The organism is Mycobacterium sp. AMU20-3851 (assembly GCF_043974665.1).
Classification (GTDB): Bacteria; Actinomycetota; Actinomycetes; order Mycobacteriales; family Mycobacteriaceae; genus Mycobacterium.
Map to the genome: position 1 here is coordinate 2,061,874 of NZ_CP146371.1, position 13,374 is coordinate 2,075,247.

Annotated in this window: 13 protein-coding genes and 1 other RNA gene; 8 read left to right on the forward strand and 6 right to left on the reverse strand. The window is 68.8% G+C overall.

Annotated features, from left to right (window positions below; genetic code table 11):
• Nucleotides 1-41: 41 nt before the first annotated feature.
• Entirely contained in the window at nt 42-707 is a 666-nt protein-coding gene (locus V4U86_RS09950) for an HAD-IA family hydrolase (RefSeq protein ID WP_395311072.1), read from the reverse strand.
• A 55-nt stretch (nt 708-762) separates the two neighbouring features.
• On the opposite strand from V4U86_RS09950, the gene cobC reads away from it, so the two are divergent.
• From cobC to V4U86_RS09970, 4 genes are read left to right on the forward strand one after another with little or no spacing between them, the layout of a single operon-like run.
• Nucleotides 763-1,785, forward strand: a complete 1,023-nt coding sequence (gene cobC, locus V4U86_RS09955) for an Rv2231c family pyridoxal phosphate-dependent protein CobC (RefSeq protein ID WP_395311073.1) — start codon at nt 763-765, stop codon at nt 1,783-1,785.
• Complete coding sequence (locus V4U86_RS09960) at nt 1,782-2,912, forward strand: YqfO family protein (RefSeq protein WP_395311074.1); 1,131 nt, start codon at nt 1,782-1,784, stop codon at nt 2,910-2,912. The genes cobC and V4U86_RS09960 overlap by 4 nt, the downstream gene beginning before the upstream one ends.
• Entirely contained in the window at nt 2,909-3,637 is a 729-nt protein-coding gene (locus tag V4U86_RS09965) for a zinc ribbon domain-containing protein (RefSeq protein ID WP_395311075.1), read from the forward strand. The genes V4U86_RS09960 and V4U86_RS09965 overlap by 4 nt, the downstream gene beginning before the upstream one ends.
• 13 nt (nt 3,638-3,650) lie before the next feature.
• Complete coding sequence (locus tag V4U86_RS09970; RefSeq protein ID WP_395311076.1) at nt 3,651-4,727, forward strand: bifunctional RNase H/acid phosphatase; 1,077 nt, start codon at nt 3,651-3,653, stop codon at nt 4,725-4,727.
• On the opposite strand, the gene V4U86_RS09975 is transcribed toward V4U86_RS09970, so the two are convergent.
• The gene (locus V4U86_RS09975) at nt 4,724-5,290 is read right to left on the reverse strand and encodes a helix-turn-helix domain-containing protein (RefSeq protein ID WP_395311077.1); all 567 of its coding nucleotides are present in this window, start codon (nt 5,288-5,290) and stop codon (nt 4,724-4,726) included. The genes V4U86_RS09970 and V4U86_RS09975 overlap by 4 nt on opposite strands.
• Nucleotides 5,291-5,337: 47 nt before the next feature.
• Between V4U86_RS09975 and V4U86_RS09980 the strand changes: the two genes are divergently transcribed.
• Nucleotides 5,338-6,870, forward strand: a complete 1,533-nt coding sequence (locus V4U86_RS09980; protein WP_395311078.1) for an FAD-dependent oxidoreductase — start codon at nt 5,338-5,340, stop codon at nt 6,868-6,870.
• Between the two features lie 190 nt (nt 6,871-7,060).
• Complete coding sequence (locus V4U86_RS09985) at nt 7,061-8,800, forward strand: DUF222 domain-containing protein (RefSeq protein WP_395311079.1); 1,740 nt, start codon at nt 7,061-7,063, stop codon at nt 8,798-8,800.
• Between the two features lie 3 nt (nt 8,801-8,803).
• On the opposite strand, the gene V4U86_RS09990 is transcribed toward V4U86_RS09985, so the two are convergent.
• Together V4U86_RS09990 and V4U86_RS09995 are read right to left on the reverse strand one after the other, a co-directional pair.
• The gene (locus tag V4U86_RS09990) at nt 8,804-9,238 is read right to left on the reverse strand and encodes a VOC family protein (RefSeq protein WP_395311080.1); all 435 of its coding nucleotides are present in this window, start codon (nt 9,236-9,238) and stop codon (nt 8,804-8,806) included.
• Nucleotides 9,239-9,248: 10 nt separating this feature from the next.
• Nucleotides 9,249-9,701, reverse strand: a complete 453-nt coding sequence (locus V4U86_RS09995) for a helix-turn-helix domain-containing protein (RefSeq protein WP_395311081.1) — start codon at nt 9,699-9,701, stop codon at nt 9,249-9,251.
• A gap of 29 nt (nt 9,702-9,730) precedes the next feature.
• Here V4U86_RS09995 and rnpB point away from each other — a divergent pair.
• Nucleotides 9,731-10,130: RNase P RNA component class A (gene rnpB, locus V4U86_RS10000), an RNA gene on the forward strand.
• 4 nt (nt 10,131-10,134) lie between these two features.
• Here the strand turns inward: rnpB and V4U86_RS10005 are convergent.
• Nucleotides 10,135-11,595, reverse strand: a complete 1,461-nt coding sequence (locus V4U86_RS10005) for a CHAD domain-containing protein (RefSeq protein WP_395311082.1) — start codon at nt 11,593-11,595, stop codon at nt 10,135-10,137.
• Nucleotides 11,596-11,719: 124 nt separating this feature from the next.
• Here V4U86_RS10005 and V4U86_RS10010 point away from each other — a divergent pair, with 124 nt between their 5' ends.
• Nucleotides 11,720-12,499 (forward strand): enoyl-CoA hydratase/isomerase family protein, encoded by a 780-nt coding sequence (locus tag V4U86_RS10010; protein WP_395311083.1) that lies wholly within the window; start codon nt 11,720-11,722, stop codon nt 12,497-12,499.
• A gap of 4 nt (nt 12,500-12,503) precedes the next feature.
• On the opposite strand, the gene panB is transcribed toward V4U86_RS10010, so the two are convergent.
• Nucleotides 12,504-13,334 carry a 3-methyl-2-oxobutanoate hydroxymethyltransferase gene (gene panB, locus V4U86_RS10015; RefSeq protein WP_395311084.1) on the reverse strand — a complete coding sequence of 277 codons (831 nt, stop codon included), beginning with the start codon at nt 13,332-13,334 and terminating at the stop codon, nt 12,504-12,506.
• Between the last annotated feature and the right edge of the window lie 40 nt (nt 13,335-13,374).

A 13,374-nucleotide genomic window follows, 5' to 3' on the forward strand; every position in this document is an offset into this window, starting at 1 on the left:
GGCGCTTGTGATCCCCCGGTCGCTGCGCTCCAGCCCGCCGGCTAGACACCCAGCACCTCCCGTAGCTCCTCGACGGTCGCCACCCGGTGCCGGGGCACGGAGGCACCCGGACCGTCGAAATCGGTGCGCCCGTATCCCCAGTCCACGACCACGGTGTCGATGCCGTGCTCGGCGGCGCCCTCGACGTCATGCGAGCGGTCACCCACCATCAGCACCCGCTCCGGCAGCGGTCCGAGCTGCGCCAGCGCATGGGCGACCACATCGGCCTTCGCGGCGCGGGTACCGTCCGGGCTGGCACCGGCGATGACCTCGAAGTGTTCGTCCAACCCGAAGTGGGCGAGGATGCGCTGGGCAGTGGGCTGCGCCTTCGAGGTGGCCACCGCCAGCCGGACACCGGCCCGCTTTAGGTCGGCCAGCAGATCCGGGATGCCGTCGAAGACGGTGTTCATGGACCAGCCACGGGTCGTGTAGTCGGCCCGGTAGGCGGAGATCGCCTCGTCGGCTCGAGCACCCAGACCCATCGAGCTCAACGTGTGGTGCATCGGCGGGCCGACGATCCTGCTGGCCAGATCACCCTCGGGGACGGTGGCGCCGACGCTGTGCAGCGCGTGCCGGAAGCTGGCGACGATACCTTCGGCGGAGTCGGTCAGCGTGCCGTCGAGATCGAAGAGAACCAGTTCCGGAGCCCGGGTCACAGTGTCAGCCACCCCTTCATTGTCGCCGATGTTCAACAGTGCCCGGGCGGCGCACTAGGGTCGTGCTGTGGTTCACGAGGTCCGGCAGGCGGCGCGCTATCACGGTGACCAGGCCGTGGCGCCCGGAATGCTGGACTTCGCCGTCAACGTGCGCGCGGCCGGCCCGCCGTCCTGGCTGGTCGAGCGCCTCGCCGCGCGGCTCACCGACCTGGGGCACTACCCGAGCACCGCCGACGTCGACCGGGCGACGCAGGCGGTCGCGCAGCGGCACGGCCGGACGGTCGACGAGGTGGCATTGCTGGCCGGCGGAGCCGAGGGGTTCGCCCTGCTGCCGGAGTTGACGCCGCGGCTCGCGGCCCTGATCGCACCGTCGTTCACCGAACCGGAGGCCGTACTCAGCGCGGCCGGGGTGCCCATCACACAGGTGGTGCTCGAAGCACCGTTCACCCTCGACCCCGCCGCCGTTCCGGCCGAGGCCGATCTCGTGGTCGTCGGTAACCCCACGAATCCGACCTCGGTCCTGCACCCGGTCCGCGACATCCTCGCGCTGCGCCGGCCCGGCCGCATCGTGGTCGTCGACGAGGCCTTCGCCGACGCCGTCCCGGGCGAGCCGGAATCGCTGGCCGGGATGTCGCTGCCCGACGTCGTGGTGCTGCGCAGCCTCACCAAGACCTGGTCGCTGGCCGGTCTGCGGGTCGGATACGCACTGGGCGCCCCGGAGGTACTGGCCCGGCTGACTGCGCGGCGCGCGCACTGGCCGCTGGGCACGCTGCAACTGGAAGCGGTGGCGGCCTGCTGCGCGCCGGAGGCGGTCGCCGAGGCTGCTGCGGGCGCGCACGGACTCGCCGCGCTGCGTGCGGCGATGATGGCCGGCCTGCGCGACGCCGGGCTGGACGTGCTCGACGGGCACGCGCCGTTTCTGCTCTTGCGGGTCCCCGATCCGGATCTGGCTCGAAAACACCTGAAGGCCAAGGGGATCGCGGTGCGACGATGCGACACCTTCGTCGGCCTGGACGACGGATACCTGCGGGTGGCGGTGCGCGCCGAGTGGCCCCGACTGGTCGATGCGCTGACGGAGGTGCTGCGGTGAGTGTGACTCTGGGGGAAGTGATCGGCGTTCTCGACGCCGCGTATCCGCCTGCGCTGGCCCATGATTGGGATTCGGTCGGATTGGTGTGCGGGGACCCCGGGGAGCCGGTGACATCGGTGACCGTCGCGGTGGACGCCACCGAGTCCGTGCTGGCCGAGGTGCCCGAGGGGGGTCTGCTGCTGGCACACCATCCGCTGCTGCTGCGCGGTGTGGACACCGTGGCCGCGTCCACCGCCAAGGGTGCGCTGATCCACCGGATGATCCGGGCCGGGCAGTCGCTGTTCACCGCGCACACCAACGCCGATTCGGCGTCGCCGGGTGTCTCCGACGCCCTCGCTGACACGCTGGGCCTGGTGGTCGAGGACGTGCTCTCGCGTGGGCCGTCCGGGCCCGATCTGGACAAGTGGGTGGTTTTCGTCCCGGTCGAACACGCTGGTGCGCTGCGGGATTCGTTGTTCTCAGCGGGTGCCGGCCAGATCGGTGACTACTCCTGCTGCAGTTGGAGCGTCGGTGGCACCGGCCAGTTCCTGCCGCTCGAGGGGGCCTCGCCGGCCATCGGGCAGGTGGGTGCCGTCGAACAGGTCGCCGAGGATCGGGTCGAGGTGATCGCCCCGGCGAAGCTGCGCGGCCGGGTACTCGCGGCACTGCGCCACGCGCACCCCTACGAGGAACCGGCCTTCGACGTGTTCGCGCTGGCACCGCTGCCGGCCGACGTGGGGATCGGCCGGATCTGTTCGCTTCCGGAGCCGGAACCGTTGTCACAGTTCGTGTCCCGCGTCCACGGGGCATTGCCGAAGACTACCTGGGGGGTGCGTGCCGCCGGGGTCGCCGACGCGGTGGTGTCGCGGGTGGCTGTCTGCGGTGGCGCCGGCGATTCGCTGCTCGGTGCGGTGAAAGGGGCCGGCGTGCAGGCCTACGTCACCGCGGACCTGCGGCATCATCCCGCCGACGAACACGGCCGGGTGTCCGACGTGGCGCTGGTCGACGTGGCGCACTGGGCAAGTGAGTTCCCCTGGTGTCACCAGGCGGCGGCACTGCTGCGCGGCAGTTTCGACGAGTCTTTACCGGTGCGGGTGAGCACCGTGCGCACCGATCCGTGGAATATCGATGGAGGTCCTCATTCATGAAAGCTGAAATCGACCAGCAGCGGACGCTGTTGACGTTGGCTGACGTCGACGCCGAGTTGCGCCGGATCGCGCACCGCGCCGCTAATCTCACCGAGCAGCAGGAGGTCGACCGGCTTCAGGAGCAGCACCGAGTTGCCAACGACCAGCTGGCCGTCGTTGGTATCGCGCTGGAAGATCTCGACGGCGAGATCAGCAAGCTGGAGAGCGAGATCGAGTCCGTCCGGCAGCGGGAGGAGCGGGACCGCGGACTGCTCGCCGGTGGCACGGTGAATCCCAAGCAGCTCAGTGAGCTTCAGCATGAGCTGGAGACGCTGGAGCGACGCCAGGCTTCGCTGGAGGATTCGCTGCTGGAGGTGATGGAGCGCCGGGAGGCGTTGCAGGCACAGCAATCCGAGGAGTTGGCCCGCATCGACCAGCTGCAGAACGAGCTGTCGGCCGCGCAACGCGCCCGCGACGAGGCGCAGGCGGAGATCGACAGCGCCCGTGAGGGTTGCGGGGTGCGTCGTTCCGGGTTGGCCGGCTCGTTGGCGCCGGAGTTGCTGGCGCTGTACGAGAAGCAGGCCGAGCGCGGCGGCATCGGGGCCGGCCTGCTGCAGGGGCGGCGTTGCGGTGCCTGCCGGATCGAGATCGATCGTGGTGAGATGGCCCGTATCTCGGCGGCCGAACCCGACGACGTGCTGCGCTGCCCGGAGTGCGGTGCGATCCTGCTGCGGCTGAAATCGTGAAGGTGATCTTGTCGTGAAGGTTGTCATCGAGGCGGACGGCGGGTCGCGTGGCAACCCGGGTCCGGCCGGGTATGGCGCGGTGGTGTTCAGCGCGGACCGTTCGACGGTGCTCGCCGAACGTAAGGAATCGATCGGATCGGCGACCAACAATGTCGCCGAGTACCGCGGCCTGATCGCCGGTCTGACCGCGGCGGCCGAGCTGGATGCCGACGAGGTCGTGGTGTTCATGGATTCCAAGCTGGTGGTCGAGCAGATGTCCGGCCGGTGGCGGGTCAAACATCCCGACCTGGTCGAGCTCAATCGCGAAGCGGTGCAACTCGCCCGGCGATTCGCCAGCATCGACTACGGCTGGATTCCGCGGGCCGAGAACTCCCATGCCGACCGGTTGGCCAACGAGGCGATGGACGCTGCGGCGCAGCAGACGTCGGTTGCCCCGGCCGCAGCCCCGGCGTCACCGGGCTGGAGCGGTGCACGCGGTGAGCCGACCCGGGTGTTCCTGTTGCGCCACGGGCAGACCGAACTTTCGGTGGACCGTCGCTACTCGGGGAGGGGTAACCCGGCACTGACCGATCTGGGTCGTCGTCAGGCCGAGGCGGCCGCCCGGTATCTGGGTGACAGGGGCGGCATCGATGCGGTGCTGTCCTCGCCGTTGCAGCGTGCCCGCGACACGGCGGAGGCGGCCGCCAAGCAACTCGGTCTCGACGTCCTTGTCGACGATGACCTCATCGAAACGGATTTCGGTGCCTGGGAGGGCCTGACGTTCCTCGAAGCCGCGCAACGCGATCCGGATCTGCACCAGCACTGGTTGCGGGACACCAGCGTGGTACCGCCGGGCGGGGAGAGCTTCGACACGGTGGCCGAACGGGTGCGTCGCGCGCGGAACCGGATCGTCGCCGACTACGCGGGGTCGACGGTGCTGGTGGTCTCACACGTGACGCCGATCAAGTCCATGTTGCGCCTGGCGCTGGACGGTAACGCCGGGATTCTCTACCGGCTGCACCTGGATCTCGCGTCGCTGAGCATCGCGGAGTTCTATCCGGACGGGCTGGCCTCGGTGCGGTTGGTGAACCAGACCTCGTACCTGGACTAACTGCGCAGGTGCAGGCGTTCGCCGTGCACGTCGAAGATCATGATCGCTTCGACCGGTCCGTCGACGGTGCCGAACCAGTGCGGGGTCCACGTCGAGAATTCCACGGCCTCACCGGGATTGATGACGAAGTCCCGCTCGCCCAGGATCAGGCGTAGGTTCCCGGACAGCACGTACATCCAGTCCTGCCCCTCGTGGGTCGGCAGTTCGGCCGGGGGTGTGTTGCGTTTGGCGCTCACCCGCACCTTGAAGGTGTGCCTTCCTCCGGTGGCGCCGTGCCGGGTCAGCGGCCAGTAGGTCACACCGTGCCGGGTGTGTGAACTGCCGCGGACGCGTGGGTCCTCGGATTCGGGTTCGCGCAGCAGTTCGTCGGTGCTGACGGCCAGGGCGGAGGCCAACCGGGGCAGGTGGTCGAGGGCCAGGCGCCGTTTCCCGGACTCCAGCCGGCTCAACGTGGAGACGTCGATGCTGGCGCGTTCGGCGACGTCCTGCAGCGTCAACCCCTGCTGAGTGCGCAGATCGCGCAGTCGCTTGCGGACCGTCTCGTCGACGCTCTTTGCCTCCATGGCAAACCAGCTTGGCATTCTGCCTGGCGATCGGCAAGCTCGATGGCATGGATAGCGAATGGGATTGCGTGATCGTCGGTGGGGGAGCCGCCGGCCTGAGTGCGGCACTGGTGCTGGGTCGGGCGCGTCGGCAGACTCTGCTGCTCGACGAGGGTGACCAGAGCAATCTGGCCGCACACGGCATCGGCGGGCTGCTCGGCCACGATGGCACCCCGCCCGCGGAACTGTATGCGGCGGGCCGCGCGGAGCTCGCCGAGTATACGAGCGTGAACGTCCGGTCGGCGACGGTGAGCGCGGTGCACCCCGATGGGGCCGGCTTCGTCGTGGAACTGGCCGACGGCGGCCGGGAACGGGCCCGGCGGGTATTGCTGGCGACCGGAATGCGGTACCGGCCGCCGCAGGTCGCCGGACTGGATGTGTTGTGGGGAGGTGCGGCCTTCCACTGCCCGTTCTGCCACGGCTGGGAGGTCCGGGATCAACCGCTGGCGGTGCTCGCCGACGGGGACAGGGCCGTGCACATGGCGTTGATGCTGAAGGGCTGGACCGATGACATCGTGGTCCTCAGCAACGGCGGGGCGGTCGACGGCTCGTTGCTGGAAGCCGCCGGCATCTCGGTGGACACCCGTGAGGTCGCCGAATTCCATTCGGAAGCAGGGGAATTGATCGAGGTGCGGTTCACCTCGGGCCCGGCGCTACCACGGCGTGGTGTCCTGGTGGCCGCGGTCCTGCAGCAGCGCTCGCATCTGGCGGCTCACCTCGGCGTGGAGTTCGCGCCGCCGAATCCTCTTGCGTTGGATGCCATCGTCGTCGATCAGTTCCAGCGGACCACCGTGCCGGGGGTGTTCGCCGCCGGTGATGCCGGGGTACAGGTCCCACAGGTGGCCGCCTCGGTGGCGAGCGGATCACTGGCGGCCACTGCCATGGTGCAGAGCCTGTTGGCGGACGAGGTGGGCCTGCCGGTGCCGCCCTGGCCGGTCCCGGATGCGCAGCAGCACTGGAATGCCCACTATGGCCAGCGCGACCGGATCTGGAGTGGGAAGGCGAACCAGCGGCTGATCGAGGTGGCCGAGTCGCTGCAACCCGGGCGCGCCCTGGATCTGGGATGTGGTGAGGGCGGGGACGCCATTTGGCTGGCCTCGCATGGGTGGACGGTGGTGGCCACCGATGTCTCCCGCGTCGCGCTGGACCGTGCTGCTGCGGATGCGGGGGAGTTGTTGAGTCACATCGACTTCCAGCACCACGACCTCGAAGAGAGTTTCCCCGAGGGCCAGTTCGATCTGGTGTCGGCGCAGTTTCTGCATTCGAAGATCCCGCTGGACCGGGTGCGGGTGCTGCGACGCGCGGCGGAGGCGGTGACGCCGGGCGGGCTCCTCCTGATCGTCGATCACGGCGAGGCCCCGCCCTGGTCGAACCATCGGCACGTGGAGTTCCCCAGCGCCGAGGAGGTCGTCGCGTCGCTCGACCTCGACGAGAGCTGGGAGCGTGTCCAGGTGGGTCCGGTCGAGCGTGAGGCCATCGGGCCGGACGGGCAGCTGGGGCATCTGATCGACAACGTGATGGTGTTGCGGCGGGCGGGCTGAGTCGGGTGGTGGACTGGGTCCGGCGGACGCGCGCATTTTCTATGAGGCAACGAATCTCCCGTTCACGCGCACGTCTGATGAGTCAACGATTCGGCGGTGTCGGGGCCTCGGTCGCCTGACTCCCAAATCGAACCGGTCACCGCCACCGAGACGCCGCAACTTGTCGGTGGGTCGATTTATCATCGAAAGTATGTTCGATCGGGTTGGACTGGCGGGGATGAGTGATGAGGAGCTCATCTGCGCGGTGACGGCGGCGACCCGTGCGGAGGCGATGGCTGCCGCGGATCGGTTGGCGTTGATCGCTGAGGTGACAGCCCGCCAGTGTGAGGACGAGGACGACGGCAGTGCCCATGCGGTGATCGATGGCTGGGCCTACGCCAAAGCGCAGGTGAGTGCGGCGTGCAATCTGGGCGAGCACGCCGCATCTACCCAGATGCATATCGGTAGGGCGCTGCGGGAGCGGTTGCCGCGCACCGCGGCGGTGTTCGCGACCGGGGCGGTATCGGCGAAGGTGATCGCCGAGATCGCCTGGCGCACCCGACTGGTCGTCGATGAGGACGCCTTGGCGTTGATCGATGCCGCGATCGCCTGCGAGGCCGCCCGCTACGGCACCCTGTCAGAAACGAAGCTGACCCGGGCAGTCGATCTGTGGGTGGAGAAATTCGATCCCCTCGCGGTGATCCGGTCCAAGACCGCGGCCAAGGATCTCTATGTGGAGTTCGATGACCGCAATGACCCGAATGGGGTGTGTTCGTTCTGGGGGCGATTGCGGGCCACCGACAAGGAGGCGGTCAAACAGCGCCTGCACGATCTGGCCGCGACCGTGTGCCCGAATGATCCGCGGCCGCTGCGCGAACGCCTCGCCGCTGCCCTGGGCGCCCTCGGCATCGTCGGCCCCTCCCTACTGCGGTTGGCATGTCAGTGCGGAGACCCCGACTGTGAAGGCAGCGGTAAAGACCCGCGGTCCACGGCGGTCGTCATCTATGCACTCACCGATCAGGTGCCCGGCGCTGAGGCACGGCCCGAACCCGGACCCGGACCGCAACCGACCCCGGCACCGCAAGGAACTGGCGGCCCCCGACGTGATTTGAGCCCCGCACCCACCGAATCCGAACCCGAGACCACGCCGGAGCCGGCCCCTGAACCGGACACACCGGATCAGCCCGCCGCCCGGACACCCGAACCGGACGCACCCGACTCCCGGCCCGCGGCCACCCACCCCGGCGCAGGCGCCGGAATCACTCTCGACGGCGCCATCATCCCCGCGGCCATGCTGGCCGAACTCATCGCCACCGGCGCCAAAGTCCGCACCCTCTCCGAGGCCGCGAACCTACCCACCGAACGTCAATACCGGCCCTCCACCGCACTGGCCGCGTTCGTGCGGATGCAATCGCAGACCTGCAGCTTCCCCGGTTGCTCGAAACCCGCGCACCGCTGCGACATCGACCACCTCACCCCGTGGCCGGCCGGGGCCACCCACCCCGGCAACCTGCGCCCGCTCTGCCGTGAACATCACCTACTCAAGACATTTCGCACCGGCCCCAACGGCTGGACCGTCACCGCCGGACCCGACGGCAGCACCGAATGGCGCGCACCCACCGGGCACACCTATGTCACCACCGCGGGCGCGGCGATCCTGTTCCCGCACTGGAACAGCCACACCGACGTCCCACCACCACGACACATCAGCCTGCTCCACGACGAGCACCGGGACGCCATGAAGCCCACCCGGGCCCGCACCCGCGCCCAAGACCGCGACTACCGCATCAACGCCGAACGCACCCGCAACGCAACCGAACTCGCCCTCGCGGCAGCACGAAACGACGACACCACGCACGGTCGGCGATTGAACAACAGCGGCATCACCGACAACGACATCCTGGGCGGCGGGGGCCATTCCAACAGCGACCCGGACCCGCCACCCTTCTGACCGTCAGCCCAGTGCGCTCACATCCGCCAGTTGGGTGAGCCGAACGCTGTTGCCCGACGGATCACGGAATCCGCAGTCGATGCCGTAGGGCATCTCGGTGGGTTCCTCGGTGAACTCCACTCCGCGGGAACGCAATTCCTCGAAGCTGGCCTGGCAGTTATCCGTGGACAGGAATATCGTCCCGGCGAAACCCTTGGCGGTCAGTTCCCGCACCTGCTCCTGAGTGGTGGCGTCCATGACGGGCGGGCCGGGCACCGCCATCAACACGATGGACACATCGTCCTGGCCTCGGGGGCCGACCGTCAGCCAGCGGAAGATCCCGTCGACATCGGGCAGTGAGACGTCCTGGCGTACTTCGAATCCGACCTTCTCGGTCCAGTAGCGGAGGGCGACCTCCTGGTCATGAACCCAAAGGTGTGCACTTGCAATCCTGATCATGGGGGCAACGCTACGACCGGTCGCCATCGCCCGTCTTCTTCCCGTGTGCTGTCTTGGTCCGGCTGCCGGGGGCACGGCGGGTATCGCGTCGGACGATGCAACCGGGCACCCGGGCGTAGGCACTCGCCGGCGGTTGCGCGGCCCGGTACGCCGCCGGCGGCTTGCCGTACACCCGGGCGAAGGTCGTGGTGAACGAGCCGACACTGGTCAGCCCGACCATCGCGCAGATCTCGGCGACCGAACGATCGGTGTAGCGCAGCAGCGCCGCGGCCCGTTCCAGACGCCGGCTCTGCAGATACGCATGCGGCGATTCCCCGAACGTGCGGGTGAACATCCGGGTGAAGTGTGCCCGGGACAGTCCGGCGGCGGCAGCGAGGTCGTCGACCGTGATCGGCTCGGCGTAGCGGGCATCGACCAGGTCCTTGGCTCGCAGCAGATATCGGGCTGGCGGCACCTGTGCCATGTCCTTAAGGGTACGGTGATCTGCGCGGACGAGTTGGCCGGGCGACCGCGGAGAAATTCGAGGAAAGTCCGGACTTCACAGAGCAGGGTGATTGCTAACGGCAATCCGGGGCAACCCGCGGGACAGTGCCACAGAAAACAGACCGCCACCTGAGCTGTTTGGGCAGGTGGTAAGGGTGAAAAGGTGCGGTAAGAGCGCACCAGCATCCCGGGTGACCGGGATGGCTAGGTAAACCCCACCCGAAGCAAGGCCAAGAAGGCCGCGACCTGGTCGCGGTCGCGCAAGCGTTCGAGGGCTGCTCGCCCGAGCTTGCGGGTAGGCCGCTTGAGGCACCCGGCGACGGTGTGTCCAGATGGATGGTCGCCACCGGCCGTCCCGGTTTTACCGGGAGGGTCGGGACAGAATCCGGCTTACAGGCCAGCTCGTCCGCCCCCTACTTCCGAACGGCCTTCTTGAGGGCCTTCAGGGCATCGCCGATCTCGGCCTCGGACTCCAACGCGACCTCGATCTCCCGCTGGTACAGCAGCCCATAGGTGAAGGTGTCCTCACCGGCCGCGTGCGCGGCGTCGGCCTCCTCCAGCAGGTGGGTGCGGCTGACCACACTGTCCTGGTGGTCGCCGAGCAGGCTCTGCACCGCCTTGGCCTTCTCGGCCACCGCGGAATGCCCGGTGGCCGACGCGGTATAGCGAAGACGCTTGGCGCGCTTGCGGATCCGATGCAGGGATTCATCGGTGCCCTCCGACTCCGCGCGCTTGGCGGCCTTGTGGACCTTCTTGTAGGCGGCTGCCAGGCTGGCCGCGGCCGATTCGGCGCCGGAGCGCCCCGCGGTCTCCGACGGTGCCGCCACCAACTCGTCGAGGGCGTCCAGTAGCCGGAAGTATCGCTCTGAACGCATCGCCGTCAACGAGCGGCGCAACCCGGTGGCGTAACGCTGCCGGGCGCCGTCGACCAGACGCTCGCGTACCCGCCCGCGCACCAGTTCCGGGGCCAGCTCAGCGAGCGCGTCCTCGTACTTCTCGGCGAGCACCTCGGCGTCACGGGCCACGCCGAGGATGCCGGCCAGCAGCTTGAGCTCCTCGAGCACCCAGGCGTCATCGGGCAGGCCGAACGACTCGTCGGCCAGCAGGCTGCGGATCTTGCGGGTGCTCACCCGCATCTGGTGCACCGAATCGTGCACATCGGCGCGCACCGCACGGTCCCACGCGATCAGGTCCTCGATGTTCGCGGCCACCGCCCGGCGCACCGGGTCCGAGGGCGCGACCGCGGGCGCGTCGGGTTCGGCGGTGGCGAGCACCCGGGCCAGTTTCGAACCGTGTCCGGCCGGCACCGCGCCGGCGTCCAGCAGCCGGTTCGACAGCCGATCCAGGATGTCCGCCGAACCGGCGCCCTCGGCGAGTTCCAACTCCCACTCCCGCCACAGCTGCGGCTCACTGTCCGGCCGCAGCGCGGCCGCGGTCACCTGGTCATCGCAGAACTCCGCGATCGGTGCATCGTCGGCGCCGAACAACTCCGAGATCGTGCGTTGGGTGGTTATCCGGGCCACCGCGGCCAGCGGCCGGTCCCGCACGATCGCCGCGACCACGTCGCGCACCTCGTCGGGCACCGAATCGGCCAGCGGGGCCCGCACCTCGGTGCGGGCGTCCGGGCCGGCGGGCAGCTTCACATGCCACCCGGCATCGGCGCCGCCTGTGCGGCGGCGCAGGGTGATCTTGTGGGCTGCCAGGTCGTAGTCGGCGGTGTCGAAGTACACGGCCTCCAGCGTCTGGGTCGGGGAGTGCTGTACCCGGGACACCACGGCCAGCCCCTCGAACGAGGGTGAGACGGTGCTCTCGACGACGTCGAACTTGCGCTCAACCTCAGTGTGGCGCGACGTCTTTGGCTTGGCAGCAGGCATGATCACCAGCCTGCCATACCGGGGCGAGCAATCATGCGGTGAGCGTGGGACCGGTCTGCCCGCAACCACCGGATCGGGGACCGCGTGTTACACCTTCGGGTCTGGGCGTAATACCGTGTGCGCCATGACCGCATTCGAGACGCTGAAGTTCACCCGGGCAGGATCCGTCGTCAACATCGTGCTGGACCGGCCCGAGGCCGCCAACGGGATGAACGCCGCGATGACGCGCGACCTCGCCGACGCGGCCACGCTGTGCGACACCGCCGAGACCAAGGTGGTGACCCTCACCGGCGCGGGCCGGTTCTTCTGCGCCGGCGGCGACCTCAAGGCCATGGCGGCCGCCGAGGACCCCGGCGTCTTCGTCAAGGGCATCGCCAACGATCTGCACCGGGCCATGTCGACCTTCGCCCGGATGGACGCCGTCCTCATCACCGCGGTCAACGGGGTCGCGGCGGGCGCCGGTTTCTCGCTCGGAGTCGCCGGCGATCTGGTGCTGGCCGCCGAATCGGCGTCGTTCACCATGGCCTACACCAAGGCCGGACTGAGCCCCGACGGTGGCGCGTCCTACGTGCTGCCCCGGTTGATCGGCTTGCGGCGCACCCAGGAACTGATGATCACCAACCGGGTGCTCAAGGCCGCCCAGGCGCTGGAGTGGGGCCTGGTGACCGCGGTGGTCCCGGATGCCGAACTGCCGGCCAAGGTCGAGGAACTGGCCCGCGAAGTCGCCACTGGCGCAAAGGGATCCAACTCCGCGGTCAAGCAGCTGCTGCTGAACAGCTACGGCGCGGACTACGAAACCCAGCTCGAACTCGAGGCGCGGTTCATCGCAGGCAACGCCGCGGGAGCCGACGGTAAGGAGGGTGTCGCGGCGTTCCTGGGCAAGCGCGCCCCGGAGTTCGGCTAGTCCCCTAGTACGAGTGCTCGTCGGCGGGGAACACCCCGCCGGCCACCTCGTCGGCGTACTGCCTTGCCGCACGGCCCAACTCGGTACCGATCTCGGCGAACCGCTTGACGAACTTCGCGGTCTTGCCCGATGTCAGACCGGCCATGTCCTGCCACACCAGTACCTGGGCGTCGCAGTTCGGGCCCGCGCCGATGCCGACGGTCGGAATGGTCAGCTTGCCGGTGATCTGGGTGGCCAGCTCGGCGGGCACCATCTCCAGCACCACCGCGACCGCGCCGGCCTCGGCGACGGCGATGGCGTCGTGGATGGTCTCGTCGCCGGCGTCACCGCGACCCTGCACCCGGTAACCGCCCAGCCCGTTCACGCTCTGCGGGGTGAACCCGATGTGGGCGATGACCGGGATACCGGCCTGGGTGAGTGCGGCGATCTGGGCGGTCACCCGCTCGCCGCCCTCCAGCTTGACCGCATGCGCACCGGTTTCCTTCATGAACCGGGTCGCGGTATCCAGCGCCTGGTCGGCACTGCGCTCGTAGCTGCCGAACGGCAGATCGGCGACCACCAGCGCGTGCGGGGCACCCCGTACCACCGCGCTCACCAGCGGGATCAGTTCATCGACGGTGACCCGCACGGTGGTGTCGTACCCGTACACCACGTTGGCGGCGGAGTCGCCGACGAGCAGCACCGGGATTCCGGCGTCGTCGAAGATACGGGCGGTGGAGTAGTCGTACGCGGTGAGCATCGACCACTTGTGGCCTTCGGACTTCCACTTCTGGAGATGGTGGGTGCGAACCTTCACGGGAGCTTTGGTGGCACCATAAACGGACTGCTCAGACATCTTTGTCCCTCGATGTGTGTTGTCGGGTTGATCCTCGAGG

What these genes read in the sequence shown, in the direction of transcription:
- V4U86_RS09965 (WP_395311075.1), top strand. Translation starts at nt 2,909, where the DNA reads ATGAAAGCTGAAATCGACCAGCAGCGGACGCTGTTGACGTTGGCTGAC.
- V4U86_RS09975 (WP_395311077.1), bottom strand. Translation starts at nt 5,290, where the DNA reads ATGGAGGCAAAGAGCGTCGACGAGACGGTCCGCAAGCGACTGCGCGAT.
- V4U86_RS09980 (WP_395311078.1), top strand. Translation starts at nt 5,338, where the DNA reads ATGGATAGCGAATGGGATTGCGTGATCGTCGGTGGGGGAGCCGCCGGC.
- V4U86_RS09985 (WP_395311079.1), top strand. Translation starts at nt 7,061, where the DNA reads ATGTTCGATCGGGTTGGACTGGCGGGGATGAGTGATGAGGAGCTCATC.
- V4U86_RS09990 (WP_395311080.1), bottom strand. Translation starts at nt 9,238, where the DNA reads ATGATCAGGATTGCAAGTGCACACCTTTGGGTTCATGACCAGGAGGTC.
- V4U86_RS09995 (WP_395311081.1), bottom strand. Translation starts at nt 9,701, where the DNA reads ATGGCACAGGTGCCGCCAGCCCGATATCTGCTGCGAGCCAAGGACCTG.
- V4U86_RS10005 (WP_395311082.1), bottom strand. Translation starts at nt 11,595, where the DNA reads ATGCCTGCTGCCAAGCCAAAGACGTCGCGCCACACTGAGGTTGAGCGC.
- V4U86_RS10010 (WP_395311083.1), top strand. Translation starts at nt 11,720, where the DNA reads ATGACCGCATTCGAGACGCTGAAGTTCACCCGGGCAGGATCCGTCGTC.
- panB (WP_395311084.1), bottom strand. Translation starts at nt 13,334, where the DNA reads ATGTCTGAGCAGTCCGTTTATGGTGCCACCAAAGCTCCCGTGAAGGTT.